General features: G+C 67.9%; 25 protein-coding genes. 9 read left to right on the top strand and 16 right to left on the bottom strand.

What is annotated here, in order from left to right; all coding sequences use genetic code 11:
• The first annotated feature begins 11 nt into the window (after positions 1-11).
• Positions 12-980: a LysR family transcriptional regulator gene (locus FSZ13_RS14390; RefSeq protein ID WP_145480848.1), complete on the top strand. Its 969-nt coding sequence runs from the start codon at positions 12-14 to the stop codon at positions 978-980.
• Between the two features lie 9 nt (positions 981-989).
• Complete coding sequence (locus tag FSZ13_RS14385) at positions 990-1,895, top strand: LysR substrate-binding domain-containing protein (RefSeq protein WP_145480846.1); 906 nt, start codon at positions 990-992, stop codon at positions 1,893-1,895.
• Here the strand turns inward: FSZ13_RS14385 and FSZ13_RS14380 are convergent.
• Positions 1,885-3,156 carry an MFS transporter gene (locus FSZ13_RS14380; RefSeq protein WP_145480844.1) on the bottom strand — a complete coding sequence of 424 codons (1,272 nt, stop codon included), beginning with the start codon at positions 3,154-3,156 and terminating at the stop codon, positions 1,885-1,887. The two genes, FSZ13_RS14385 and FSZ13_RS14380, sit on opposite strands and share 11 nt — an antisense overlap.
• Before the next feature lie 232 nt (positions 3,157-3,388).
• Positions 3,389-4,015, bottom strand: coding sequence for a signal peptidase I (gene lepB / locus FSZ13_RS14375; protein ID WP_145480842.1), 627 nt, complete (start codon positions 4,013-4,015; stop codon positions 3,389-3,391).
• 388 nt (positions 4,016-4,403) lie between these two features.
• Between lepB and FSZ13_RS14370 the strand changes: the two genes are divergently transcribed.
• Together FSZ13_RS14370 and FSZ13_RS14365 are read left to right on the top strand one after the other, a co-directional pair.
• Positions 4,404-4,808, top strand: coding sequence for a hypothetical protein (locus tag FSZ13_RS14370; RefSeq protein WP_145480841.1), 405 nt, complete (start codon positions 4,404-4,406; stop codon positions 4,806-4,808).
• 3 nt (positions 4,809-4,811) lie between these two features.
• Positions 4,812-5,255, top strand: a complete 444-nt coding sequence (locus FSZ13_RS14365) for a 3-dehydroquinate dehydratase (RefSeq protein ID WP_145480840.1) — start codon at positions 4,812-4,814, stop codon at positions 5,253-5,255.
• 262 nt (positions 5,256-5,517) lie between these two features.
• Here FSZ13_RS14365 and dcp read toward each other — a convergent pair whose 3' ends face one another.
• The 3 genes from dcp to arfB all read right to left on the bottom strand — a co-directional run bounded on the left by dcp (position 5,518) and on the right by arfB (position 8,818).
• Positions 5,518-7,674, bottom strand: a complete 2,157-nt coding sequence (gene dcp / locus FSZ13_RS14360) for a peptidyl-dipeptidase Dcp (protein WP_145480839.1) — start codon at positions 7,672-7,674, stop codon at positions 5,518-5,520.
• Positions 7,675-7,779: 105 nt separating this feature from the next.
• A complete protein-coding gene (locus FSZ13_RS14355; protein ID WP_260844201.1) occupies positions 7,780-8,340 on the bottom strand; it encodes a lysophospholipid acyltransferase family protein in 561 nt (186 codons plus the stop codon).
• A gap of 46 nt (positions 8,341-8,386) precedes the next feature.
• Positions 8,387-8,818 (bottom strand): alternative ribosome rescue aminoacyl-tRNA hydrolase ArfB, encoded by a 432-nt coding sequence (gene arfB, locus FSZ13_RS14350; protein ID WP_145480837.1) that lies wholly within the window; start codon positions 8,816-8,818, stop codon positions 8,387-8,389.
• A 203-nt stretch (positions 8,819-9,021) separates the two neighbouring features.
• Between arfB and FSZ13_RS14345 the strand changes: the two genes are divergently transcribed.
• The gene (locus FSZ13_RS14345) at positions 9,022-9,564 is read left to right on the top strand and encodes a DUF2059 domain-containing protein (RefSeq protein ID WP_145481198.1); all 543 of its coding nucleotides are present in this window, start codon (positions 9,022-9,024) and stop codon (positions 9,562-9,564) included.
• A gap of 123 nt (positions 9,565-9,687) precedes the next feature.
• On the opposite strand, the gene FSZ13_RS14340 is transcribed toward FSZ13_RS14345, so the two are convergent.
• From FSZ13_RS14340 to FSZ13_RS14330, 3 genes are read right to left on the bottom strand one after another with little or no spacing between them, the layout of a single operon-like run.
• The gene (locus FSZ13_RS14340; protein ID WP_429000011.1) at positions 9,688-10,509 is read right to left on the bottom strand and encodes a pseudouridine synthase; all 822 of its coding nucleotides are present in this window, start codon (positions 10,507-10,509) and stop codon (positions 9,688-9,690) included.
• Complete coding sequence (gene ubiB, locus FSZ13_RS14335) at positions 10,422-12,080, bottom strand: ubiquinone biosynthesis regulatory protein kinase UbiB (protein WP_145480836.1); 1,659 nt, start codon at positions 12,078-12,080, stop codon at positions 10,422-10,424. Before ubiB ends, FSZ13_RS14340 begins: the two co-directional genes overlap by 88 nt.
• A complete protein-coding gene (locus FSZ13_RS14330; protein WP_145480835.1) occupies positions 12,077-12,718 on the bottom strand; it encodes a ubiquinone biosynthesis accessory factor UbiJ in 642 nt (213 codons plus the stop codon). Before FSZ13_RS14330 ends, ubiB begins: the two co-directional genes overlap by 4 nt.
• A gap of 190 nt (positions 12,719-12,908) precedes the next feature.
• Between FSZ13_RS14330 and ddlA the strand changes: the two genes are divergently transcribed.
• Positions 12,909-14,012, top strand: coding sequence for a D-alanine--D-alanine ligase (gene ddlA / locus FSZ13_RS14325; RefSeq protein WP_145480834.1), 1,104 nt, complete (start codon positions 12,909-12,911; stop codon positions 14,010-14,012).
• A gap of 231 nt (positions 14,013-14,243) precedes the next feature.
• Here ddlA and FSZ13_RS14320 read toward each other — a convergent pair whose 3' ends face one another.
• The 3 genes from FSZ13_RS14320 to oleC form a co-directional block, all read right to left on the bottom strand.
• Positions 14,244-14,399 carry a DUF1328 domain-containing protein gene (locus FSZ13_RS14320; RefSeq protein ID WP_145480833.1) on the bottom strand — a complete coding sequence of 52 codons (156 nt, stop codon included), beginning with the start codon at positions 14,397-14,399 and terminating at the stop codon, positions 14,244-14,246.
• Between the two features lie 61 nt (positions 14,400-14,460).
• The gene (oleD, locus tag FSZ13_RS14315; protein WP_145480832.1) at positions 14,461-15,471 is read right to left on the bottom strand and encodes a 2-alkyl-3-oxoalkanoate reductase; all 1,011 of its coding nucleotides are present in this window, start codon (positions 15,469-15,471) and stop codon (positions 14,461-14,463) included.
• The gene (oleC, locus tag FSZ13_RS14310) at positions 15,468-17,123 is read right to left on the bottom strand and encodes an olefin beta-lactone synthetase (protein ID WP_145480831.1); all 1,656 of its coding nucleotides are present in this window, start codon (positions 17,121-17,123) and stop codon (positions 15,468-15,470) included. Before oleC ends, oleD begins: the two co-directional genes overlap by 4 nt.
• 102 nt (positions 17,124-17,225) lie before the next feature.
• Between oleC and FSZ13_RS14305 the strand changes: the two genes are divergently transcribed.
• Entirely contained in the window at positions 17,226-17,603 is a 378-nt protein-coding gene (locus FSZ13_RS14305) for a YkgJ family cysteine cluster protein (RefSeq protein ID WP_145480830.1), read from the top strand.
• 91 nt (positions 17,604-17,694) lie between these two features.
• On the opposite strand, the gene FSZ13_RS14300 is transcribed toward FSZ13_RS14305, so the two are convergent.
• From FSZ13_RS14300 to FSZ13_RS14285, 4 genes are all read right to left on the bottom strand, one after another.
• Positions 17,695-18,585, bottom strand: coding sequence for an alpha/beta fold hydrolase (locus FSZ13_RS14300; protein WP_145480829.1), 891 nt, complete (start codon positions 18,583-18,585; stop codon positions 17,695-17,697).
• Positions 18,586-18,667: 82 nt separating this feature from the next.
• The gene (locus tag FSZ13_RS14295) at positions 18,668-19,684 is read right to left on the bottom strand and encodes a 3-oxoacyl-ACP synthase III (protein WP_145480828.1); all 1,017 of its coding nucleotides are present in this window, start codon (positions 19,682-19,684) and stop codon (positions 18,668-18,670) included.
• A 112-nt stretch (positions 19,685-19,796) separates the two neighbouring features.
• Entirely contained in the window at positions 19,797-20,114 is a 318-nt protein-coding gene (locus FSZ13_RS14290; protein WP_145480827.1) for a DUF4156 domain-containing protein, read from the bottom strand.
• A 109-nt stretch (positions 20,115-20,223) separates the two neighbouring features.
• Entirely contained in the window at positions 20,224-23,067 is a 2,844-nt protein-coding gene (locus FSZ13_RS14285; protein ID WP_145480826.1) for a M16 family metallopeptidase, read from the bottom strand.
• A gap of 407 nt (positions 23,068-23,474) precedes the next feature.
• On the opposite strand from FSZ13_RS14285, the gene FSZ13_RS14280 reads away from it, so the two are divergent.
• Both FSZ13_RS14280 and trmL read left to right on the top strand, forming a co-directional pair.
• Complete coding sequence (locus tag FSZ13_RS14280; RefSeq protein WP_145480825.1) at positions 23,475-23,945, top strand: hypothetical protein; 471 nt, start codon at positions 23,475-23,477, stop codon at positions 23,943-23,945.
• Positions 23,946-24,003: 58 nt separating this feature from the next.
• Positions 24,004-24,483: a tRNA (uridine(34)/cytosine(34)/5-carboxymethylaminomethyluridine(34)-2'-O)-methyltransferase TrmL gene (gene trmL / locus FSZ13_RS14275; RefSeq protein WP_145480824.1), complete on the top strand. Its 480-nt coding sequence runs from the start codon at positions 24,004-24,006 to the stop codon at positions 24,481-24,483.
• Positions 24,484-24,493: 10 nt separating this feature from the next.
• Here the strand turns inward: trmL and FSZ13_RS14270 are convergent, their stop codons facing one another.
• On the bottom strand, positions 24,494-25,657 hold the full coding sequence (locus tag FSZ13_RS14270) for an acyl-CoA dehydrogenase family protein (RefSeq protein ID WP_145480823.1): 1,164 nt from the start codon (positions 25,655-25,657) through the stop codon (positions 24,494-24,496).
• Positions 25,658-25,876: the final 219 nt, after the last annotated feature.

The raw sequence follows: 25,876 nt of genomic DNA, 5'->3' as shown, positions 1-25,876 counted from the left end.
TCCATGACGCCATGACCACGCCACGACCGCCAAGTCCGCGTTTTTCCTACAAATCCGATCGGTTGAAACCGCTGCGGGCGTTCTGCCAGACGGTACGCCTGGGATCGGTCTCACGGGCGGCTGAGGCGCTGTTCGTCAGCCAGCCGGCTATCAGCCAGCAGGTACAGGCGCTGGAACGCGAACTGGGCGTGGTGCTGTTCGAGCGCAGCGGGCGCCGGCTGGTGCCCAGCCGCGAGGGCCAGCTGCTGTTCGAGATGGCCCAGCCGCTGGTGGAAAGCCTGGACGGCCTGGAGGCCAGCTTCCGCGACAAGGTGAAGGGCCTGGACGCCGGCGAGCTCAATATCGCGGCCAACAGTTCCACCATCCTGTACTTGCTGCCGCGCATCGTGGAGCGCTTCCGCCAGCGCCATCCGGACGTGCGCCTGACCCTGCACAACGCGATCAGCGCCGACGGCACCGACCTGCTGCGCAGCGACGCCGCCGACCTGGCGGTGGGCTCGATGACCGAGGTGCCGGCCGACCTCAGCTACGCGCCGGCCTACCGCTTCGAGCAGGTGCTGATCGCACCGCCCGACCATCCGCTGGCGACCGCGCCGGAGCTCACCCTGCAGGCGATCTCGGCGTACCCGCTGGTGCTGCCGCCCAAGCGCCAGATCACCTACCGGCTGGTCGACCAGGTGTTCCAGCGCCAGCGCGTGCCCTACACGGTGGCGCTGGAGGTGGGCGGCTGGGAGGTGATCAAGCAGTACGTGGCGATGGGCATGGGCATCTCCATCGTGCCGGCGCTGTGCCTCAACGATGCCGACCGCGACCGCCTGGTAACCCGCTCGATGAGCGCCTGGTTCCCGGAACGCAGCTACGGGGTGATCGTGCGCCGCGGCCGTTACCTGTCGCCGCAGGCCCGCGCCTTCATCGAGCTGATCCAGCCGGACCTGTTCAGTCCGCGCAGCTATGATGAAAGCGGTCATTCCGAACGCTGACGCGCTGCCATGTCGATCGAACTGCGCCACCTGCGCTATTTCCTGGCGGTCGCCGACACCCTGCACTTCGGCCGCGCCGCCGAGCGGCTGGGCATGTCGCAGCCGCCGCTCAGCCAGCAGATCCGCCAGCTGGAAACGCTGCTCGGTGCGCGCCTGTTCCTGCGCAGCAACCGCCGCGTGGAGCTCACCGAAGCCGGGCGCGTGCTGCAGGCGCAGGCCACCGAAGCGTTGGCGCGGGTGGACCAGGCCATCGAGCTCACCCAGCGCGCGCAGCGCGGCGAAACCGGCGAGCTGCGCATCGGGCTGACCCGGGCCACGCCGTTGTCCACGCAGATTCCGCGCGCGATCTTCGCCTACCGCCAGCAGTTCCCGCAGGTGCAGTTGAAACTGCGCGAAATGAACACGCTGCAGCAGATCGATGCGCTGGTGGCCAACGAACTGGACGTCGGGCTGATCCGCAAGCGCGCGCTGCCGACGCCGTTGATGTCACGCAAGCTGTTCAGCGATCCGCTGGCGCTGGTGGTGCACGACCAGCATCCGTTGATCCGCGCGCTGCCGCCCGGCGCGCCGGTGGCGCTGCGCCAGTTCGCGCATGAGCCGTTCGTGGGCTTCCTGCGCGAGGTGGGCGCGGGCATCCATGATCATTTCATTGCGCTGTGTCGCAGCGCCGGGTTCACCCCGCGCATCATCCAGGAAGCCGGCGAGGCGTCGACGCTGATCAGCCTGGCCGCGTCCGGCCTGGGGGTGACGGTGTTGCCGGCGTCGTGCAGCCACATCCATGTGGAAGGTGCGCGGTTCGTGCCGCTGAGCGATCGCGCGGCCAGCTCGGAAGTGCATGTGGCTTACCGGCGTGGCGGTACTTCGCCGCTGATCACCCATTTCACCCGGCTGCTGCAGGGCGGTTTCAGCGACTGACCGCGAGCGCGGCCGGAGCGGGTTGCACGCGGCGCCCCAGCCGCCAGGCGATGCTGGCGCCGATGACGGTCAGCACCGCAGTGAAGGCGCACACGCCCCACCAGTCCCAGCGGGTATAGAACACGCCGCCCGCGGCGCCGGCCAGGCTGGAGCCCAGGTAGTAGGCGAACAGGTACAGGGCCGAAGCTTCGGCGCGCATGACCCCGGCACGGCTGCCGACCCAGCTGCTGGCCACCGAGTGGCCACCGAAGAAGCCGAAGGTGACCAGGGCGATGCCCACCGCCATGCAACCCAGCCACGGCAAGGCGAGCATGACGATGCCCAGGGCGATCAACGCGTAGCAGATGCCAAGCACGCGGCCACGGCCATGCCGGGTGGCCTGCTGGCCCATCCAGGCCGAGCTGAAGGTGCCCACCAGGTACACGCTGAAGATCAGCCCGACCACGGTCTGGCTGAGCCGGTACGGCGGTGCCAGCAGGTGGTAGCCCAGGTAGTTGTAGAGGGTGACGAACACGCCCATCAGCACGAACGCGGTGGCGAACAGCCACGGCAGGCCGGGATCGGCGAATAGCTGCCGCCAGCGCGCGGGCAGTTCGCGCAGGCCACCGCGGCGGCTCTGGAAGTGGCGCGAGGGCGGCAGCTGCATCCACAGCAGCACGGTGCTGACCACGGCGATCAGCGAGACCGCGCCGATGCCCCAGCGCCAGCCCCAGTGGTCGGCGACGATGCCGGCGATCAGCCGCCCGCTCATGCCGCCGACGGCGTTGCCGCCGATGTACAGGCCCATCGCCAGGCCGAGGGCGCGGCTGTCCATTTCTTCCACGAGGTAGGTCATCGCCACCGCCGGCACGCCGCTGAGCGCGATGCCGAGCAGCGTGCGCAGGACCAGCAGCGTGGTCCAGTCATCCACCATCGCGCTGGCCGCCGAGAGCACGGTGGAGGCGAGCAGTGCGGTGATCATCACCCCGCGGCGGCCGACCCGGTCGGAGATCAGCCCGGCCACCAGCATGGTCACGGCGAGCAGGCCGGTGCTGAGCGACAGCGCAAGCGCGCTGTTGGCGGCGGACACGCCGAAGTGGCGGCTGAACTCGGGCAGCAGCGGCTGTACGGTGTAGAGCAGGCCGAAGGTGGAGAACCCGGCCAGGAACAGCGCCACGGCGGTGCGCCGGAAGGCGGGCGTGCCCTGTTCGATGTGCTGCGACGGGGCGGAAGGTTGGTCGGTGGAGCTGCGCTCGGGCAGCGCTGCGGTGTCGCCGTTCATTGCGTCTGGGCCCGTGGGCGTTGGGCCGGTGCGTGAGGGTCAGCGCTCAGGATAGGCAGCGGGTTCGGGTCGATCCATAACCTGACGGGTCTGGATTGAGAGGTTTTACGTATCAATCCAGCATTGCGAGGGCCGGGCAGAGCCCGGCGCTACGGCGGGATCACGGTACCCGCGGGTTGATTCCAGCGATCGGGTAGTGCCGGGCTCTGCCCGGCAGCTCTTCGCGGCAACCTCAAAGCGCCTGCCAGGTGAACCCCTCGCCACGCCGGTAATACACGCGCGAGGCCTTGCCATACAGCGCACCCGCATCGACCAGCCCGAAAAAGCGGCCATCGGCGCTGTTGCCGCGATGGTCGCCCAGCATCAGCACCTTGCCGGTCGGCACGGTCAGGTCCTGGATGTCCGGGCCCCCGCCCTGCCCCAGGTCGAGCTGGGCCAGGGTGCGGCCGAAGTCTTCCACCTCGTCGGTGCCGGCCTGGGCCAGCGGGTGGCCGTTGATGCTCAGGTGCCCACCGCGCAACGCCACGCGGTCGCCGCCGACGGCGGCGATGCGCTTGATCAGGCGGGTGCCGTCCTGCGGCGAATCGAACACCGCCACGTCACCGCGCTGTGGCTGGCCGGTGTGCAGCAGTTCCACGCCGGTGAACGGCAGGCGCAGCCCGTAGGCGCGCATGTCCACCACCACGCGGTCGCCGGGCATCAGGGTGTACTGCATGGAACCGCTCGGCACCTGGTAGTGATTGGCCAGGCTGTCGCGCGCGGCGGCCAGCAGGCCGAGCATGACCAGCAGGGGCAGCGCTTCCTTCTTCAGCCAGTGGAGCAGCCCTTTGGATTCGGGTTGGGCGGTGGCAGCGGTCATGAGGGCGATCCTTGCGGGCGTGAGTCGAGTCTGACAGGTGATGTGCACCGTGAGTTCCCGCAGTGACGACCAACGGCATGCCCGCCTGAGGCGGGCACCCTTCGGGCCGTCGACAAGCGACGTTGGCAACGGCGTTGCCGCTGCCTGCGTCACCTGCCAATCGCGCAATGGCTGGCAGGGCACGCAAGAAGCGGCGCAGCCGAGAGTAACGCGACGTCCGGAGGGGGCCGTAACCTGGTAGGGCACGACCGTTGGTCGTGCCGCTCCTGGAGGCTACCAAAAGCTACGCAATGTTTACGCCGCTTCCCCCACCCCGGCATGGCGGCTTTATCCCCCCCGCGCGCATCGTGTCGACACCGCGCCCACGGGCGCTTTGTCGAGGTGTTCCATGACCATCCTGTTGCTCCGGCAGCCGTCGCCGGACCCGCTGCCGGTGCCGGCCCAGCTGGCCGGCCACGCCGTGCACTGCCAGGACTGCGCCACGCTGCCGGCGCTGCTGCACTGCCTGCAGCAGGCCCGGCACACGGCACCGGCCTGGGTGTTGATCGAAACCGCCAGCGCCGAGCCGGCGCAGTGGGCCGCGCACGGCCGCGACCTGTGCGCGGCGCTGGACGCGCTGCCGGCCCCGTACATCGAGATGGCGGCCAACGACGACGACAGCCTGGACGCCCACCTGCATCCGCTGCATGCGCCGGCGGCGCAGGTGGTGTGCAGCAGTGGCCGCGATGACGCGTGCCGGTTGTCACTGGCGATTGCCGCGCGCCGTTTGCAGACCGTTGTCGGGAGCGCCTGAGCCATGTCGATCTTCATCATCCGTGGCCCGGAAGCCGCCGGGCAGCTGATCCGTACCGCGCAGCCGTTGCCGGCGCCGGTGCTGAAGGCGCTGGTGCATCGGGCGATCGATGCCGGCACCACGGTGGCAATCCGTGCCTGTGGCTCCGAACAGGAACTGCTGGACGCGTTGCGCGTGGCGGATCACAGCCGCGGCGAGGTGACGTTGCTGGATCCGGGCGCGTGCGTGGGCAGCGCGCGCTTGCAGCGGTTGTTGCCGCACCTGCACAACGCATACGTGGAAGTGCATGATGATGATGCGGGCGCGCCGGAAGCGTGCCTGCCGGAGCACGTGGGCCAGCGCATCGGCGTGGCCCACGGGTACTGCGCGCAGAGTTACATGCATGCGCTGGAGATCGCGTTGGATCACCTGGGATGCAGCGAGGTGGGGTGTCGCGTGGGGACGTGAATGTTTGGCGCGGGTGCGGCCCGGAACCTGTGGCCGCCCTGCGGCGCATTGGTAGGGTCGGTTCCCAAACGACCGCCGATAGCGCTGATCGGCACGGGGACGCATGAACGTGGGCGGAGAGACGTCTGCGTTCGTAGTCCATGCGTTACCGGGCGTTGATGGTTTACGTGCAGTCGTTTGGGAACCGACCCTACCAGCGATCAACGGCCCAGATACGCGAACGGCGGGGTTTCCCCCGCCGTTCGCATTTACGTGGATCGATTTATTTCAGGCCGCGGTTGACCAGCAGCGGTTCCACCGACGGGTCCTTGCCGCGGAATTCGCGGTACAGGTCGGCCAGCTCGACGCTGTTGCCGCGCGAGAGGATCTTGTCGCGGAACACCTGGCCATTCTCCGGCTTCAGGCCACCGTGCTCCTTGAACCACTCGAACGAATCGTGGTCGAGCACTTCCGCCCAGAAGTACGCGTAATAACCGGCCGAATAGCCGCCACCCCAGATGTGGTCGAAGTAGGTGGTGCGGTAGCGCGGCGGCACCTGCGCCAGGTCGACCTTGAACTTCTTCAGCGCCGCCGCTTCAAACGGCGCCACGTCCTGCAGCTTCGCGTCGGCCGGCTGGGTGTGCCAGGCCAGGTCGAGCAGCGCGGCCGACAGGTATTCGGTGGTCGCATAGCCCTGGTTGAAGGTGCGTGCCTTCAGGATCTTGTCCACCAGTGCCTGCGGCATCGGTTCGCCGGTCTTGTAGTTCTTCGCGTAGTTGGCGAACACCTTCGGGTCCAGCGCCCAGTGCTCGTTGAACTGCGACGGGAACTCGACGAAATCACGCGAGGTGCTGGTGCCGGCGATGGACGGGTACTTCACGTTCGAGAACATGCCGTGCAGCGCATGGCCGAACTCATGGAACATGGTGGTGACGTCGTCGAAGCTCAGCAGCGCCGGCTGGCCGGCGGCGGGCTTGGTGAAGTTGCAGACGTTGTAGACCACCGGCTTGGCACCGGTCAGGCCGTTCTGCTCGACGAACACGTCCATCCACGCGCCGCCGGACTTGCTGTCGCGCTTGAAGTAGTCGGTGTAGAACAGCGCCAGCGAGGTGCCGTCCTTGTCGAACACTTCATACACCTTCATGTCCGGGTGGTAGGTCGGAATGTCGGTGCGCGGCTTGAAGGTGATGCCGTACAGCTGGGTGGCGGCGTAGAAGACGCCGTTCTGCAGCACGTTGTCCATCTCGAAGTACGGCTTGATCTGCGACTCGTCCAGGTCGTACTGCGCCTTGCGCACCTGTTCGGCGTAGAAATCCCAGTCCGAGGCCGCGAGCTGGAAGCCGCCCTTCTGGGCGTCGATCACCTTCTGCATTTCCGCGATCTCGCCGCGGGCCTTGCTGGTCGCCGCCGGCACCGTGTCGGTCAGCAGCTTCATCGCGGCTGCCGGGGTCTTGGCCATCTGATCGGCCAGGCTGTAGGCGGCGTAGTTCTCGAAGCCAAGCAGCTTGGCCTTCTGCGCCCGCAGCTGGGCCAGGCGCTGCACGGTTTCGCGGGTGTCGTTGGCATCGCCACGCTCGGCGCGGGTTTCCGACGCCTTCAGCACCGCCGCGCGCTGGTCGCGGTCACTCAGCGAGGCCAGCACCGGCTGCTGGGTGGTGTTCTGCAGCGGCAGCAGGAACTTGCCTTCCAGGTTGCGCGCCTTGGCATCGGCTGCGGCGGTGTTGATTTCTTCTTCGCTCAGCCCGGCCAGTTTGGCCTTGTCATCCACCACCACGGCGGCCGCGGCGGTGGCGGCGACCAGGCGGGTATGGAACTTGGTGGCCAGCGTGGTTTCTTCCACGTTGAGCTTGCGCAGGCTGGCCTTGTCGGCGTCGGACAGCTGCGCGCCGGCGCGCACGAATTCCTGGTAATCGCGCTCGACCAGGCGCTTCTGCACCGGGTCCAGGCCCAGCGCATCGCGCTGGTCGTAAATGCTCTTGATGCGCGCGAACAGCTTCGGATCCAGGCTGATTTCATCCTGGTGTTCGGCCAGCTTCGGCGCTACCTCTTCCTGGATCTTCTGCCGCGCTTCGTTGGTGTCGGCCTGGACCAGGCCGAAGAACACGCGCGACACGCGGTCGAGCGTTTCACCGCTGCGCTCGAGCGCTTCGATGGTGTTGTCGAAGGTGGCCGGTTCGGCGTTGTCGGCGATCTTGCGCACTTCGGCCAGGTGCTGCTTCATGCCTTCATTGAAGGCCGGCAGGTAATCACTGTCCTTGATGCGGTCGAACGGCGGGGCCTGGAACGGCAGCGTGCTGGCGCTCAACAGGGGGTTGGTGGAGGCGTCGGCCGGCTGCTGCGCGGCGGGGGTCTGGGTGTCGGACACGGGGGTGGACTCCTTGCCGGAACAGGCCGCCAACGCCAGGCTGATGGCGGCGGCCAAGATTACGGTACGCGACATGAAACGGGCTCCTGGAATGAGGTGAGGCGGCGTTGGACCGCAGCCGATCACCCTACTCCCATTGCCCGCACCCGGCATGTGCCGGACGTGGCGCCTGGGCTTGCCTCAGACGGTGCCGCGGTTCTTGCCCTGCCACGGCCGGTAGTACTCGCGGATGGCGGCCATGTCGGCCACGTCGTCGCCGCTGGAATAGAACAGTGGACCGATGCCGATGGTCTTTTCCGGGTAGTGGAAGTAGCACGCCAGCACCGGCACATCGGCCATGCGCGCGATCTTCAGGAAGCCGGCCTTCCAGTGGGTCACCGCCTTGCGGGTGCCTTCGGGGGTGATCGCGTACCACAGCCGGTCGGAATTGCGCAGCAGGCTGACCGCCTGTTCCACCGTTCCCTGCGGCGAGCTGCGGTCCAGCGGGATCACGCCCAGGGTGCGCAGCAGCGGCGACAGCGGCCACCAGAACAGCGAGGCCTTGCCCAGCACCTTCACCTGCATGCCCAGCGCGATCTTGGCCGCCATGCCCCAGAAGCCGTCCCAGTTCGACGAGTGCGGCGCGACGATAAACACCAGTTTGGGCACGTCCGGGAAGGTGCCGGTGACCTTCCAGCCGCCCAGGCGCAGCGTGCAGCGCGCCAGCCAGCGCAGGAAGCGGTTCGGTTTGACCTGCGGCATGCTGGGCGGAACGGCCGGCAGCAACGGACTTCGGTTGTTCAAGCAATCACTCCCAATTGCGTGTGGTGCGGCCGCGCTTGATCTGCGCACGGCCTTTCTTTTCATCCAGCCGGCGCAGCTTCGCGCCATAGGTGGGCTTGGTCGCCACGCGCGCCTTGGGCACGCTGAGGCTGGCCTGGATGAAGGCGGCCAGGCGTTCGCGCGCGTCCTCGCGGTTACGGTCCTGGGTACGGAAACGCTGCGCGTCGATGACCAGCACGCCTTCGCCGGTCATGCGCCGGTCGCGCCGCGCCAGCAGGCGGGTGCGCAGCGGTTCGGGCAAGGAAGGCGAACCGGCCACGTCGAAACGCAGCTCCACGGCGGTAGCTACCTTGTTCACGTTCTGCCCGCCGGCGCCGCTGGCGCGCACGAACCGCTCGACGATCTCCGTGTCCGGAATCGCCAGGTGGTCGCTGATGGTGACAGGCCCGTTTCCCATGGGCCGCATTGTAAAGGCAGGACCGCCGCCTGAGGTGACCGCAATGTTCACCAATGACGTCGAAATGGCGGGGAAAAGCACGGTATGGGCCGGAACCGCCGGGCCGTGGCCGGGCGCGCCGGCGGCTGGGCGTGGGCCACGGCGGTTTGACGGCCGCGCAGGTATGCTCGGGTTTCCATGAAACCGCAGGAAGCACCACCATGATGTCGACCCGTTCGCCGGCCCGCCGCAGCCTCACCCGCCTGGCCCTGACCCTCGCGCTGGGCTTGGCCGCCATTGCCCCGGCGCTGGCCGCACCGCCGTCGGACGCGGATATCAACCGCCTGCTGGCCGCATCGCGCGCGCAGAACATGCTCGACTCGATGGTGCCGCGGATGGAGGAGATGCAGCGCCAGCAGTTCCTTCAGATCGCCCAGCAGCGCAAGCTGGACGACGCGCAGAAGGCGCAGCTGCAGCGGATCGAACAACGCAGCAAGGAGACCATCCGCCAGGCGCTGTCCTGGCAGCAGCTGCGGCCTATGTACGTGGACCTGTACAAGAAGACCTTCAGCAAGGAAGACGTGCTGGCCATGGCCGAGTTCTACGAGAGCTCGGCCGGGCAGAGCCTGCTGGACAAGACCCCGGCGCTGATGCAGAACGCGATGGTGGCGATCCAGGACCGCATGCAGCCGCTGTTCGTGGACCTGCAGAAGGACCTGGAGGCGATCGTGAACGAAGCGCCAGCGCAGGCCGCGCCGGCCAAGTAAGGTTGAACGGTGTGGGTGTGCGTGGGACACGCGTGGCGTGTCGCCACGCGGTTGGTCGGTGCGGGCTTGCCGCGTAGTGACACGCCATGCGTGTCCTCGCGGTGCCAGGCCCATGCAGCCCCATCACCAGCCGAACAGATCCATCGCTTTGCGGAACTCGCCGTCCACCGGGGCGGTGACGTCCATCAGGGTGCCGTCCGGGTGCGGGAAGCGCAGCCGTTCGGCGTGCAGCAGCATGCGGTGGATGCCCTGCATGCGGAAACTGCGGTTGTGCCGGCCATCGCCGTGGCTGGTGTCGCCGATCAGGTGATGCGAGAGATGCTTGAGGTGGCGGCGGATCTGGCGGAAACGCCCGGTCTGCGGCTGGCAGCGCAGCAGCGCATAACGCGAGGTGGCGAACTCACCCACCGGCACCGCGATCTCACCCACCGCCACGCGCTGGAAATGCGTGATGGCCTGCTTCTTCACCGGCTTGCCGGGGCCGCCGTCCAGGTCGTGGTCGACGGTGAACGCCTCTTCGGCCGGCCAGCCCCGGCAGATCGCCAGGTAGTCCTTGGTCACGTCGCCGCCCATCAGTGATTTACCCAGCACGCTGGCGCTCTCGCGGTCGAACGCGAGCAGCAGGCAGCCGCTGGTGGCGCGGTCCAGGCGGTGGACCAGGAAGATCGGCCGGCCCAACTGCTCGCGCAGGCGGTCGGCCAGGAAATCGTCTTCGCCGCGGGCCAGCTTGCTGTCGTGGACCATCAGCCCTGCAGGCTTGTTGACCACGGCCAGGCGCTCGTCCACGTGCAGCAGCTGCAGCGGCGGCAGCGCCACCGGCGCCTCGACCGGGGCGTCGGCGAGCGTGTCGAAGTCGGTCACCGGCGCCACCACGCGCTGGCCAGCGAGAACAGGCCGGCCGCACCACTGGCAATGCTCAGCATCGGCGTGTCGCCGACGTACCAGCCACCGGGCTGCATGCCGTACAGCACCGCCGCCACGATCAGCAGGCCGACGCCGGCAATGGCGGCCACGGCGCGCTTCTGCAGCTTCTGCAGGTTGGTGTTGAGCGCCACCAGGTCCTGCGAGCGCATCGACAGCTCATGCCCGCCTTCAACCTGCTGGCGCAGCCAGGCATGCACCAGGCGCGGCATGTCCGGGGTGTGGGTCATGATTTCCGGCAGGCGCTTGCGCAGCTCCTTCAGCACCCGGCGCGGGCTGTAGCGCTCGCGCAGGATGCGTTCCAGCACCGGCCGCGCCACCGCCCAGATATCCAGTTCCGGGTCGAGCTGGCGACCCACGCCTTCGATGTTGAGCAGGGTCTTCTGCAGCAGGATCAGCTGCGGCTGCAGGGTGAGCTCGTAACGCTGGGCCACGCGGAACAGCTTGATCAGCACTTCGGCCAGCGAGATCTGCGACAGCGGCCGGGTGAAGTACGGTTCGCATACCGAACGCGCCGCCGCTTCGAGTTCATCGATGCGCACGTTGTTCGGCATCCAGCCGGCTTCGACATGAAGCTCGGCCATGCGCCGGTAGTCCTTGTTGAAGATGGCCATGAAGTTTTCGGCGAGGTAGTACTGATCCTCTTCGGACAGCTGGCCCATGATGCCGAAATCCAGCGCGATGAAACGCGGGTTGTCGCGCCGCATCGGATCGGTGTCGACCCAGATGTTGCCGGCGTGCGCGTCGGCATGGAAGAAGTTGTCGCGGAACACCTGCGTGTAGAACACGCGGACGCCCTTGGCCGCCAGCGCCTTGCGGTCGATGCCGGCCTTGTCCAGCGCGGCGATGTCGTCCGACGGAATGCCCCACACCCGTTCCAGGGTGAGCGCGCGCTCGGCGGTGTGGCTCCAGATCACCTCGGGCACGTACAGGTCGTCCGAATCGACCCAGTTGCGGCGCAGGACGCTGGCGTTGGCGCCTTCGCGCTGCAGGTCCAGTTCGGCGGCCAGGGTGTTTTCAACTTCGGCCACGACTTCGCGCGGGCGGATCTTGTCGGCGCGGGGATGCGCGCGCTCGACCAGTGCCGCCGCCGACTTCAGCAGCGCGATGTCGGCGTCGATCTGCTTTTCGATATCCGGGCGCAGCACTTTGACCACCACCTGGCGGCCATCGGCCAGGGTGGCGGCATGGACCTGGGCGATCGACGCCGAGGCCAGCGGCTGCAGGTCGAAGCTGGCGAAGGCCTCGGCCACCGGGCGACCCAGTGCGGCTTCGACGATGCGCTGCGCGGTGGCGCCGTCGAACGGCTTCACCCGGTCCTGCAGCAGGGTCAGTTCGTTGGCGATGTCGGCCGGGATCAGGTCGCGGCGGGTGGACAGGATCTGCCCGAACTTGACGAAGATCGGCCCCAGGTCCTGCAGCGCCAGGCGCAGGCGCGCACCGCGCGACTGTGCGGCGATGTCGGCCGAGGCGCGCGGCACGAACGGCTTGGCCATGCGCAGCCAGCGCTCCAGCGGGGTGCCATCGAGCAGGTCGTCCAGGCGATAGCGCAGGATCACCCGCCCGATCCGGCTGGCGCGGAACACGGCCTTCATGCGCGCACCTGGGCCAGGCGCTGCACGCGCACGGCCAAGCGTTCGACGTCGTCGCGCATCACGTCCACATCGTCATGGAAGGCTTCCAGTTCGGCTCGGGCTACCACGTCGCGCGACTCCTCGGTGACAAAATCGGCGGCGCTGTGCGCCAGGTCGGACGCGCCGCGGCGCGCATGCTGCAAGGCCGAGCGCAGCGCATGGGCCACCTGCACGCCCAGCACCTCGCCGAACACCCGCACGAACGGCAGCTGCCAGTCCGGGTCGAAGCGGCTGGCCAGCTGCTGCAGGCGACGGGCCAGCTCGGCATCGCCGGAAACCTTGACCCGGCCCGCCGGGGCGTCGCCGCCGCGGCGCGCATTGGCCAGGAACGGCAGCTGCGCCAGCACCCCGCCCAGCGTGCTGCGCACGGCCAGGTCCGGTTCCTGCTGCGGGTCCACCGGGCCCACGGTGAGGCGTTCGCCGTCCACCCCGATCCGCATCGCCAACGAGGGCGACTCCAGGGTCAGGGCGATATGGCGGCCATCCAGCGCGACCAGCGCGCGGCGGGTATCGGGGTCCAGCGCCAGCGCGCGGTTGAGCGCGAGCTGCAGCGCATTGCCGGCCAGCGGCTTGAGGGAGGAGAGCAGGGAACGTGCCATTGCGTCATTGTACCCGGCGCCTTGATGCGTAGAGCCACGCCCTGCGTGGCTGAACCACCGTCGGCCGTTCCAGCCACGCAGGGCGTGGCTCTACGCACGATCGGACGTTCCAGCCACGCAGGGCGTGGCTCTACGGGGGAAATGCTTTCATGATGGGCATCCTCACACGCATGGCAGGAGCGGCAGCAGCATGGGCAAGATCCGGGTAGGCATCATTTTCGGTGGCCGTTCGGCCGAACACGAGGTCTCGCTGCAGTCGGCGAAAAACATCCTGGATGCGCTGGACAAGGACCGCTTCGAGGTCACCCTGATCGGCATCGACAAGCAGGGCCAGTGGCACGTGAGCGACCCGGAACGTTTCCTGCTGAACGCCGCCGACCCCGCGCGCATCGCGCTTGACCGCTCCGGCCACGGGGTGGCGGTGCTGCCGGGCGCCGACCGCCGCCAGCTGGTACCGGCCACTCCGGCAGCGGCGCTGGACCAGATCGACGTGGTCTTCCCGATCGTCCACGGTACGCTGGGTGAAGACGGTTCGCTGCAGGGGCTGCTGCGCATGGCCAACCTGCCTTTCGTCGGCTCCGGTGTGCTGGGCTCGGCGGTGGCAATGGACAAGGATGTGGCCAAGCGCCTGCTTCGCGATGCCGGGCTGGCGGTAGCCCCGTTCGCGTGCTTCACCCGGGCCACGGCAGCCGCCGCCGACTATGCTGCGCTGGTGGCGACGCTGGGGACACCTCTGTTCGTGAAGCCGGCCAACCAGGGCTCGTCGGTAGGGGTGAGCAAGGTGCGTACCGCGCAGGAATTCCAGGACGCGCTGGCACTGGCGCTGGATTACGACCACAAGGCGTTGGTGGAGTCGGCCGTCGACGGTCGCGAGATCGAATGCGCCGTGCTGGGCAATGCCACGCCGGAAGCGAGCGTCTGCGGGGAAGTGGTGGTGCACGACGAGTTCTATTCGTACGACACCAAGTACATCAGCGAAAACGGCGCGGACGTGGTGGTGCCGGCCGACATCAGCGCAGACGCGCAGCAGCGCATCCGCGATATCGCGGTGCGGGCCTACCAGGCGCTGGACTGCGCAGGCCTCGCTCGCGTTGATGTGTTCCTCACCCGCAGCGGCGAGGTGGTGATCAACGAGATCAACACGTTGCCCGGCTTCACCCGGATCAGCATGTATCCCAAGCTGTGGGCCGCCAGTGGCCTGGACTACACCGCGCTGATCACGCGATTGCTGGAGCTGGCGCTGGAGCGGCATGCCAGCGAGCGCTCGCTGCGCAGCTCGATTACTTCGCACTGACCGTTAGAGCCACGCCCTGCGTGGCTGAACCACCGTCGGCCGTTCCAGCCACGCAGGGCGTGGCTCTACGCACTGTCGGCCGTTCCAGCCACGCAGGGCGTGGCTCTACGGTTTGGCACCATCGGCCCCATATGCAGCGAGGGCCTGGCGCTCTTTCGAACGCCAGGCCCTCGGCGGTTTGCGCTGGATTCTGTCTGCCCGGAGAGAGGGGGCGGACCGGATCCTGCGCTACTACCCTCGCTTGCGGAACATCGAGATGATCGCAAGGATCAGGAACACCACGAACAGAATCCAGGCAACGTTGCTGGCGGCGCCGGCAATGCCGGAGAAGCCAAGCACCGCCGCGATGATGGCGATAACAAAAAAGATTACGGCGTAGTGCAGCATGTCGATCCTCGCGTCGTGCGTGCCGGATTGGCGTGCTGCCATATTCACCAAGGCGCGGTGTTCAGGAAGTGATGGGAATCTCGATGCGCGATGAAGCCTTCAGCCTCGTGAGACCCTCGTCAATGCTGACCTGAGGCACGTAGCCGAAGTCGCGTCGGGCCGGTTCCATGCTGTACCAGTGGGGGGTGCACAGCTGCTCGGCCAGGAAGCGGGTCATCGGCGGTTCGCCACGCAGGCGCAGCAGTGGCCACAGCCGCTCGGCCACGGCACCGATGCGGTAAGCGGTCTTGAAGCTGATCGACTTCTGCACCGGTGGCGCGCCGACGGCGGCCATCAGTTTGTTGACCAGCTCGCGCATCGGCAACGGCTCGCCGTTGGAGATGAAGTACGCCTTGCCCGCGCAGGCCGCGCCCGGGGCGAGGTGCTCGAAGGCGAGGAAATGCGCCAGCGCGGCGTTGTCGATATAGGTGGTATCGACCAGGTTGTTGCCGTCGCCCACGAAGCGCAGGCGACCGGCACGCGCGCGTTCGGCCAGGCGCGGTACCAACTGCTGGTCGCCCGGGCCCCAGATCAGGCGCGGGCGCAGCGCGACGGTGGCCAGGGTCGCATCGTTGGCGGCCAGCACGCGCTGTTCGGCGATGGTCTTGGTGGCGGCATACGGCGCCTGAAAATCTTCGCCGTAGGGCACCTCGTCGGCGCCCAGCCCTTCCACCGGATGGGTGGCGCGGTGGGTGACGCTCGGGGTGGAGGTGTACACCAGCGTGCGCACGCCGTGCGTGCGGCAGGCGGCGATGACGTTGTCGGTGCCGACCACGTTGGCCTGGTGGTAGCTCTCGTAGCTGCCCCAGGCGCCGGCCTTGGCGCCGTTGTGGAATACCGCGTCCACCCCGGCCACCGCATGCCGCACCGCGTCGGCGTCGGCCAGGTCGCCGCGGATCTGGCCGACGCCCAGCGCGGCCAGCGGCGGGTAATCGCCACGGTTGAAGCTGAGTACCTCATGGCCGCGCGCGACCAGGCCGCGGCACAGGGCCTGGCCAAGGAAACCACCGCCGCCGGTGACGAGAATCTTCATGCGTGCTGTTCCATTCGGGTAACGGCCCAGGCCGTGAGTTTCTCGCGGCCGATCTTGGCGTTGTGACGGATGTCGACGGGGAAGCCGGGGTGCGCGAGGAAGCGTTCGATGCGCACCGTGCCCGCATGCGCGGCCGCTTCGGCGCGCAACCGCTGCTGCAGGGCCGGCGAATCGGCCACGCCCGGCTGCAGTTCGTAGCAGAGCACCGGCAGCTGCGCGCCGGCCGCGCCGACCCCGACCAGTGCAGTGCGGGCGATGCCGTCCAGCGCGTTGAAGATCGGTTCTACCTGTTCGGTGTACAGCGGGCCGTGCGCGGTCTCCAGGCGCTGGGTTTTGCGCCCGCAGAACCACAGCCGGCCGTCGCCGTCGAAGTAGCCGACATCGCCCATGCGGTGCACCACCCGCGTGCTGCCGTCGGCCAGGGTCTCGCTGATCTTGGCCGCGGCCGTGGCCTGCGGGCGGTTGAAGTAGCTGTCGGTGGCGGTGGGCCCGGCCACGGTGATTTCACCGACCACGCCGGTGGCCACTTCGCGCGCCTGCGACCAGTCCGGCAGCGGTGCGTCGTCGATGGCGATGATGCGCACCTGGTTGGGCGGCACCACCCGGCCCACGCAGGTGCCGGCGCCGGCTTCGGTGGCCTGGCGGGTGCTTTCCAGTTCGCGTCCCTCGATCACCGCCACCGGCAGGCATTCGGTGGCGCCGTACGGGGTCCAGAACTGGGCGTCTTCGGGCAGCAGCCGGCGGATCCGGGCCACCACGTCCGGCGGTACCGGTGCACCGGCCGAGGTCACCCGGCGTACGCCCGGCAGCGGCTGGCCGTGGTCGGCCAGCACCCGCATCAGCGCGGGTGAACCGAACAGCTGGGTCACCCCAAAGCGGGTGATGGCGTCATGCAGCTTGCGCGGGTCGGCCTTGGCCGGGCGGGTCGGGTCCATGTCGGGAATGACCGAGGTCAGGCCCAGTGCCGGGTCGAACAGCGCGAACGGCGGGAAGGTCGGCAGGTCGACACCTCCCGCCTCCATGCCGAACGCCGCACGCAGCAGCTCCACCTGGCCCACGAAGTGCCGGTGGCGGTAGACCACGCCCTTGGGCACGCCGGTGGAGCCGCTGGTGAACAGCAGGGCCGCCACGTCATCGCCGTCGGTGCTGGCGATCGGCTGCGGGTGGGCCGTGCCGGCCGCTTCCAGCCGGGCCAGCGTGGTACCGCCCCAGCCCCAGCGCCGGCCGACCGTGACCAGGCGCCTGGCGCCCGGACACCAGCGCAGTACCAGCCGCGCCACATGCGCCAGGCCGATGCCGATGAACGCCTCCGGCTGGGCTTCGTCCAGGCACTGTTTCAGCGCGCGCTTGTCGATGCCGGGGTCGACCAGCACCGGCACCGCGCCGTTCTTGAACAGGGCGAACATCAGCAGGAAGAACTCCGGCGAGGGCCGCACCATCACCACCGCGCGCACCCCGCGGCCGATGCCGTAGGCGGCCAGGCCGGCCGCCATGGCGTCGCTGCGGGCATCCAGGGTGCGGTAATCCAGGGTCACGTCATAGCGCGCCATGCCGTCCGGACCGGGCCTGCCGGGGCAGCGGATGGCGATCTGGTCGGGGCGTTCGCGGGCCAGTTCCGGCAGGCGTGCGGCGATGTTGATCGGGCTGTTCATCCGTTCATTGTCGCCGCTGCAGAAAATTCTTGCGCGGCGGCCGCCGGCGTGGAAAATTCGCGCCTCGCCTTTCCATCCCCTGCCGCCCGAGGCGGCACGCCCATGTCCCATCCCTGCATGACGTGCGGCGCCTGCTGCACCCAGTACCGCGTGGCCTTCCACTGGATGGAATCGGACGAGGTCACCCCTGGCGGTGTGCCGCACCAGCTGACCGAACCGCTCGACCCGCACCGCCTGTGCATGCGCGGTACCCATTCCAAACCGGTGCGCTGCGTGGCGCTGGATGCGGAGATCGGCGTGTATTCGCGCTGCAGCATCCACCCCAACCGGCCCAGCGTGTGCCGTGAGGTGGACGCGTCGTGGGAGTACGGCAAGGCCAGCCCGCAGTGCGACAAGGCGCGGGCGATCCACGGGCTGCCAGCGTTGAGCCTGGAGAGTTGGGCGTGGCGGGATGGCGAGGGCCAGCCGGACGCGGCGTGACCCGTGCGTGTGACGACCAACGGTCGTCACCTACCGCCCGTGCCCGCCACGCCAACCCTCGGTAGGTGACGACCGTTGGTCGTCACGCCCGTTAAATCGGATTCTGGTCCAGGAACGCGCGGATCTCCGGCACCAGCACTTCATGCTTGTCTTCCAGCACGTAGTGCCCGGCGTCTTCGAAGGCGTGCACCTGCGCCTGCGGCAGCGCGGCCTGGAAACCTGCCAGGAAATGGTGGTCGAACACGAAGTCGCGCAGGCCCCAGCCAATGAACGCCGGACGGTCAGCGAACGACGGCAGCGCCTGGCCGGCGCGCTCCAGCAGCGACCAGGCCCTGTCGGCCGGGCTGAGCGGGATGTCCTGCATGAAGCGGATCGTGCTGATCCGGTTGGCGTAGCTGTTGTACGGCGACACGTAGGCGCGGCGCACGTCGGCCGGCATCTTCCGTTCCACGCCCAGCCAGGAAGCGCCGGAGGAGAACGCGTTGAAGCTGCGGATGATCCACTCGCCGATCTTCCAGTGCCGGCCCAGTGCGATCTGCCACGGCATCTTCTTCGCCGCCGGCATCGGGAAGGCGGCGGTATTGAGCACCACCAGCCGCTTGACCTGGGCGTGGTGGGACAGCGCCCAGCCAAAGCCGATCATGCCGCCCCAGTCGTGCACGGCCAGGGTCACCGGGCCGGTGATGCCCAGGTGCGCCAGCAGCGCGTCCAGGTCGTCCACGCGCGACTGCAGGGTGTAGTCGTAATGCGCGTCGTCGGGCTTGTCCGACAGGCCCATGCCGATGTGGTCCGGCACGATGCAGCGGTAGCGATCCGACAACCCGGCCACCAGGGTGCGCCAGTAATAGCTCCACGACGGGTTGCCGTGGACCATCACCACCACCTCGCCGTCGCGCGGGCCTTCGTCGAGGTAGCTCATCGACAGGCCGGGGCGGACCTCGAAGCGCTGCGGATGGGTGGGGTAACCGGGAAGCTTGGGCATGCAATCGCACCTGTGAAAAGGGCCGGAATAACCGGCCCTTGGATGTTGGAACCTTCGCGCAGCGCAGGGCTGCCGCGCCGGTTTACCAGACCACTTCCGCCATCGAGCAGTTCAGGCCTGAGCCGATGCCGAGCAGGGCGATGCGGTCGCCCTTCTTCAGGCGGCCCAGCTCCTTGAGCTTGCTCAGCACGATCGGCACCGAGGCCGGGCCGATGTTGCCGTGCTCGCCGAAGATGGTCATCACCTTCTTCGGGTCGATGCCGAAGTTCTTGATGAACGCAGCGGTGTGCGGCTGGCTGACCTGGTGGATCACGAACTGGTCCAGCTCTTCCACGGCCCAGCCCAGCGCTTCGCGGGCGGCGATGAAGGTCTTCTGGGCCAGCTTGATGCCTTCGATCAGCAGCATGCGGGTGTCGGTGACCATGCGGTCCAGGTTGCCCCGGCACAGCTGGTTCCATTCGGTGGCCGAACGGGTCACGCCGCCGCGGTAGCGCGGCGCGTCGGGTACCAGTTCGGTACGCGCCATCACCATGGCAGCGGCACCGCAGCCCAGGGTCAGGGCGGCCATCTCGTTGCGGAAGTCGTCGGCGGTCACGCCCGGCAGGGCCATGCGCTCGAGGGTCTTCTCGTACACCAGGTTGGCGGTTTCGCCGTCGACGATCAGCGCATAGTCGATCTCGCCGCGTTCCAGCATGCGGGCGGCGATGTCCATGCCGTTGATGAAGGCCAGGCAGGCGTTGGCGACGTCGAAGGTCATGCACTGGTCGCTGACGCCCAGGTTGCCCGAGACGATGCTGGCCGTGGACGGCTCCAGGTAGTCGCGGCTGACCGAGGTGTTGACCAGCAGGCCAATCTTGTCGGCGCCGATGCCGGCGTCTTCCAGCGCCTTGCGCGCGGCCAGGGTGGCGGCGTCGGAGGCGAGCATGTCCGCGTCCCACAGGCGGCGGGCGTGGATGCCGGCGATATCGCCGAGCACGTCGGTGCGGATACCCAGGCGGTCCAGCGTCGGCTGCAGACGTTCGTTGATTTCCTTGGACGTCAGCGTATGCGGCGCGTCGATGTGCGCCAGGCCGGCGATCGATACATTCTTGAAGAGCATCAGTTAGCGCCAAGGCTCAGGCAAAGGGGGCGCTATTGTAAGCCCCCCGGGCCTTCACCGCACCTTTACGAATTCACGTTCAGGCGTATGGTGCGGCAGAAACGTGAGCGATTCAGCGCGGCGGGCACTGGAATGCCTTGAAACGCTGGCTGCCGTCGGCCGGCAGGCCCGAGGCCTGGACCGCATTGGCCCCGGCGCTGGGGGCCTCGTTGCGGGCCAGGGTTTCCAGCTCTTCCTGCACCCGCAGCGGGTTGCGGTTGTAGAAGCCGACCTTGCTCTTCACGCTCACCACCACCTCGCCCTTGTCGATGCAGCCGCTGGGAACCGGCCCGGCCGGCAGCACCCGCACCGTCTTGCCCACCGGTTCGATCGGCACCCAGGTGCAGGCGGTGGCGCTGAGGGTCAGGACGGAAAGCAGCAGGATGCGCATGGCGGAGGGCTCGTGAAGATGAGATTGGCAGTGTGCCTGAACGGGCTGAATCGCGGGTGCATGGACCCCGAGCAGCCGGGCAGAGCCCGGCTCTACGGAGGGTTGGGCCTTAATTCACCGGCTTGCCTTCGGCGTCGATGATCGTCACCTCGCCCAGGTCCAGCGCGCGCACCGGGGCTTCGATCTGCTTCAGGTCGCCCACCACCACCCAGGTCAGGGTCTTCGGGTTCAGCGTGGCGGCCGCCTGCTGCACCTGGGCCGGGGTCATGGCCTCGATCTCGGCCTTGCGCTTGAACACGTAGTCGTCCGGGCGCTGGTAGCGGACCAGGCCGCTGATGGTGCCCAGCACGGCGCTGGCGGTCTCGTAGGCGCCCGGCAGGCTCAGGTTCTGGATGTTGCGGATGCGGGTGACCTCGGCCGGGCTGATCGCTTCGGCGCCGGACGCGAAATCGGCGATCTCCTTCTGCATTTCCTTCATCGCGTCAGCGGTCTTGTCGATCTGCACCGGGGCCATGCCCATCCACGGGCGCTGGCCCAGGGTGCCGACGGCCATGGTGCGCGCGCCGTAGGACCAGTGCTTTTCCTCGCGCAGGTTCATGTTCAGGCGCGAGGTGAAGTCGCCACCGAGCACGCCATTGGCGATATCGAAGCGGGTAGCGCCGGTGTCCATGGTCGAGGGCACCACCTGGCCGGCATACAGGTTGGCCTGCACCGCGCCGGGCTGGTCGATCAGGTACACGCGCGCCTTGGCCGGACGGGCCACGTCGACCGGCGGCTTGGCCTGCGGCGCCGGGCCGGTGCTCTTCCAGTCGCCGAACTGGCGCTCCAGCAGGGGCACGATTTCCTTCAGGGTGGTGTCGCCCACCACGATCAGGGTGCCCTGCTCCGGACGCAGCCAGTCGCGGTGGAAGTCGACCAGGTCGGCGCGGGTGAGCGACTGTATGTCCGCCTCGTTGCCGCTGCCGGTGAACGGAATCGCGTACGGATGGCCGGCGCCGTACAGCAGCGGCGGCAGCACCCGCATGGCGGCAGCGCTGGGGTTCACCTTCTCCTGCTGGATGCCGGCGATCCAGGTTGCCTTGACCCGGTCGATCTCGGCCTGGTCGAAGCGCGGCTGGCGCAGCATGTCGGCATACAGGGCCAGCGACGGTGCCAGGTTTTCCTTCAGCGCCGACAGGTAAACGCTGGCGCCATCCAGCGAGGCCGAGGCGCCCAGGCTGGCGCCCAGCGCGTCGGCGGCATTGGCGAACGGCAGTGCGCCCAGCTTGCCGGCGCCTTCGCCCATCAGGTCCATGGTGAAGTTGGCGGTACCGGACTTGCGACCCTGGTCGGCGGTGAAGCCGCCCGGGAACTCATAGCTGAACTGCACCACCGGAATGTCGTGGCGCTCGGCCAGGATGACCTGGGTGCCGTTCTTCAGCGTGGCGCGGTGCAGCTGCGGGAACTTCAGTTCCGGGAAGCTCTTGGTCTGCGGCACGCCGGTGCTGCGGTCGAGCTGGGCAGCGGTGGTGGTGAACTTCGGGTCCACGGCCGGCACAGTGAACGGCTTGGGCGTGGCCGACGGCAGTTCCGGCAGCGCCACGCGGGCGCCCGGCTCGACCACCAGGGTGTGGTCGCCCGGGCCCAGCCACTTGGCGCCAACCGCGCGCACGTCGGCGGCAGTGGCCGCGTCGATGGTGGCCAGCGAGCGACGGAAGCAGCCCGGGTCGCCCTCGAACACGGTGCATTCGGCCAGCGCGTCGGCCTTGCCGCCGAAGCCGCCAATGCGTTCGATGCCACGGATGAAGCCGGCGCGGAAGGCGGTCTTGCCACGGCTCAACTCATCGGCGGTGGGACCGTCCTTGACCAGGCGGCGCACTTCCTCGTCGATGATCGCTTCGACCTTGGCCGGGTCCACGCCCTGCTTCACGGTGGCCATGATCATGAAGTTGGAGCCCAGCTGCGAGGTGTAGGCACCGGCGCTGACGTTGTCCACCAGCTTGTCCTGGTGCAGCAGGCGCTGGTCCAGGCGCGAGGATTTGGCCCCGCCCAGCACCTGCGCGAACAGCTGCAGCTGGTCGATGTCGGTGGTGCCGGTCTGGGCGACATTCCAGGCGCGGTAGATGCGCGCCTGCGGCACCTTGTCGGTCATCGTTTCGCGGGTCGACGCGTCGCGCCTGGCGACGTTGACCGCCGGCTGCGCCATGCTCGGGCCGGCCGGGATGTCGCCGAAGTAGCGGGCGACCTTCTCTTTTGCGGTGGCCACGTCGATGTCGCCGGCCAGCACCAGCACCGCGTTGTTGGGGCCGTACCAGGTGCGGAACCAGTTCTTGACGTCCTCCAGCGAGGCTGCGTTGAGGTCGTTCATCGAACCGATCACGCCGTGGTGGTACGGGTGGCCTTCCGGGTACATGGCGCGGCTGAGCTTTTCCCACACCTGGCCATAGGGCTGGTTCTCGCCCTGGCGCTTTTCGTTCTGGACCACGCCGCGCTGTTCGTCGAGCGCGGCCTGGTCGATCGCGCCGAGCAGGTGGCCCATGCGGTCGGACTCCATCCACAGCGCCATGTCCAGCGCGGTGGTCGGCACGTTTTCGAAGTAGTTGGTGCGGTCGGTGTTGGTGGTGCCGTTCTGGCCCGTCACCCCCACCTGCTTGAACGGCTCGAAGTATTCGCCGGCGTGGTTTTCGCTGCCCTGGAACATCAGGTGTTCGAACAGGTGCGCGAAGCCGGTGCGGCCGGCCGGTTCGTCCTTGCTGCCCACGTGGTACCAGACGTTCACCGCCACGATCGGCGCCTTGCGGTCGGTATGCACCACCACGCGCAGGCCATTGGGAAGGGTGAACTGCTCGAACGGAATGTCGACCTTGGCGACCTGCGCGGGCTTGGCCATCACCGGGGCCGGGGCCAGGCCGCCTAGTGCGGCAGAGAGCGCAACAGCCAGCAACGCGGCACGCGGTCGAAGTTGGGCGGTCATTCCTGTTCCTTGGTCATGAAAGTGAAGCCGGAATGCTAGCCCGCCCAGCCCGGTTACGGCATCGGCCAACAGTCATTGCCCTTGTAGGGGAACTTTCTGGACGCAGCGCACATGTCGCTTGCGGCGCTGGGACCTGCCTGAACGCTTCTGCGGCCAGCGCGGCGCGCCGGAATCGGACAGGTGTCCGGACAGCGGACACCTGTCTCCCGCATAAAAACCCTTTCAAATCAAGGATTAAAAGTTGGCACGAAGCCTGCTGTGCCCTACATGCAGAAAAAGAGCGATCAAACACAACATGACTGCTCGCTGAACAAAACACCAGATTTGAAGATTGTTCTTGCATCCCCAGATTCGGTGTACTACCTTACTACCACACCACCGCTCAACAACACTAAACAGGCCCCGTCATGAACACCAAGACCATCGCAATCGCCATCGCCCTCGCCGCCGGCTCCGCGTTTGTTTCGAACGTGCATGCCGCTTCCGCCATCACCACCCTGCCGACCGTGCAGGTCCGTCCCGCCGCCGACCAGCTGGCCCAGGCCGAGCTCGAGCGCTCCAGCAGCATCCCGACCCTGGCGCTGGTGGAAGTGCGGCCGACCGCCGGCCAGGTGGCCGAATACCGCGCCGAACTGGCCAACAGCCAGCGCGTCACCACCCTGGCCGCCGTTGAAGTCCGCCCGACCGCCGAACAGCGCGAAGCCCTGGCTGCCGAGCAGGACACCCGCAGCACCGATTACATGGGTGCCCTGGCCTCGGTCGCCGGCGTGCTGGCACGCGACGTCATCATCAACCTGCCGGCCCTGCAGGTGCGCCCGTCGCCGAACGACCTGCAGGCCTTCGCAGTTGAAACCGCATCGGTCCTGGTTCGTCCGTAACCGCAGGTATCGACCGACGGTCGATACCTGCCAGGGGGTCGCGGCGTAAAATGCACGAATGACCGCCAACCCTACGTTCCATGTTGTGTTGTTCCAGCCGGAAATTCCCCCGAATACCGGCAATGTGATCCGGCTCTGCGCCAACACCGGCGCGCGACTGCACCTGATCGAGCCGCTCGGTTTCGACCTGAGCGACAAGCAGCTCAAGCGCGCCGGCCTGGATTACCACGAATACGCCCGACTGCAGGTGCATCCGGACCTGGATACCGCCCTGCAGGTGATCGCGCCCAAGCGCCTGTTCGCGTTGAGTACCCGCGGCAGCGTGCGTTACGACACCCCACAGTTCGAAGACGGTGATGCGTTCCTGTTCGGCCCGGAAACCCGCGGCCTGCCGCAGGACGTGCTGGATGCATTGCCGCACGGCCGCCGCCTGCGTTTGCCGATGCAGCCGGACAACCGCAGCCTCAACCTGTCCAACACCGTCGCCGTGGTGATGTTCGAGGCCTGGCGCCAGAACGGGTTCGTCGGCGGCGCGTGACGTGGGTGCGTCAGAACGCGTTGATCCCCGTCAACTCGCGCCCGATCACCAGCTGGTGCACGGTCTCCGTGCCTTCGTAGGTGATCACCGATTCCAGGTTCAATGCATGCCGGATCGCGACGTGCTCGGTGGTGATACCCGCCCCACCCAGCAGGTCGCGGCATTCACGCGCGATGTCGATCGCCATGCGGCAGTTGTTCCACTTGGCCAGGCTGACCTGCTGCGGCTGCAGCTGGCCGGCATCCTTCAACCGACCCAGCTGCAATGACAGCAGCTGCGCGGTGGTGATGCGCCGGGCCATGTCGGCCAGTTTGATCTGCGCGCTCTGCGTGGCCGCGACCGGGCGCCCGAACAGCACGCGCTCCTTGGTATAGCCCAGCGCTTCGTCCAGGCAGGCCACCGCCGCGCCGATCGGGCCCCAGCTGATCCCGTAACGGGCCTGGTTGAGGCAGCCCAGCGGCCCCTTCAGGCCCTGCACGTTGGGCAGCCGGTTGCGCTCGGGCACGCGCACGTTGTCGAAGAACAGCGCGCCAGTCAGCGAGGCGCGCAGGCTCATCTTGTGCTTGATCTCCTGGGTGGTGAAGCCGGGCATGCCCTTCTCCAGCACGAACCCCTGGATGCCATCGTCGGTGTGCGCCCAGACGATGGCGATGTCGGCCACCGGCCCGCTGGTGATCCACATCTTGCTGCCGTTGACCAGCCAGTCGCCGCCCTCCTTCACCGCGCGCGTCTTCATCGCCGCCGGATCCGAGCCGCCGTGGGCTTCGGTCAGCCCGAAACAGCCGATCACCCGCCCGGCCGCCATGTCCGGCAGCCAGCGCAGGCGCTGCTCCTCGCTGCCGTAGGCGAAGATCGGGTACATGCACAGCGAGCTCTGCACCGAAACGAAACTGCGCAGGCCGGAATCGCCGCGCTCCAGCTCCTGGCAGATCAGGCCATAGCTCACCGCGTTCAACCCACCGCCGCCGTACTGCTCGGGCAGGCTGGAGCCCAGCAGGCCCAGCGAAGCGATTTCCGGGATCAGCTCATCCGGGAACCGGCCTTCGTCAAACGCGTCACCGATGATCGGCAGCACGCGTTCGTCGGTGAAGCGCGCCACGGTTGCCTGCACCGCGCGCTCCTCCTCGCTGAGCAGCGAGCGGACATCGAACAGATCGTACGGATTGAGGGACATGGGCAGCGACGTCGCGGGGCGGGAACAGGGCGCCCATTGTGATGCCTAGCTGATGGAGGGCCAAGGCGCGCCGCGCCAATCCGTACCTGCCACCGTGCGAACGGATTGATGCGCCGCAGCATCCGCTACTTCACCCGGCCGCAACGTCCTCGAACTAGGCGGATACGGCGGGTACCGGTACCCTGATGCATTGATCCAGCATTGCGCAGTGACCTGTCG

It is taken from the genome of Stenotrophomonas rhizophila (assembly GCF_007667275.1).
Classification (GTDB): Bacteria; Pseudomonadota; Gammaproteobacteria; order Xanthomonadales; family Xanthomonadaceae; genus Stenotrophomonas; species Stenotrophomonas maltophilia_AE.
The sequence above is the reverse complement of the archived record's forward strand: the minus strand, read 5'-3'. Positions and strand labels throughout refer to the sequence as shown.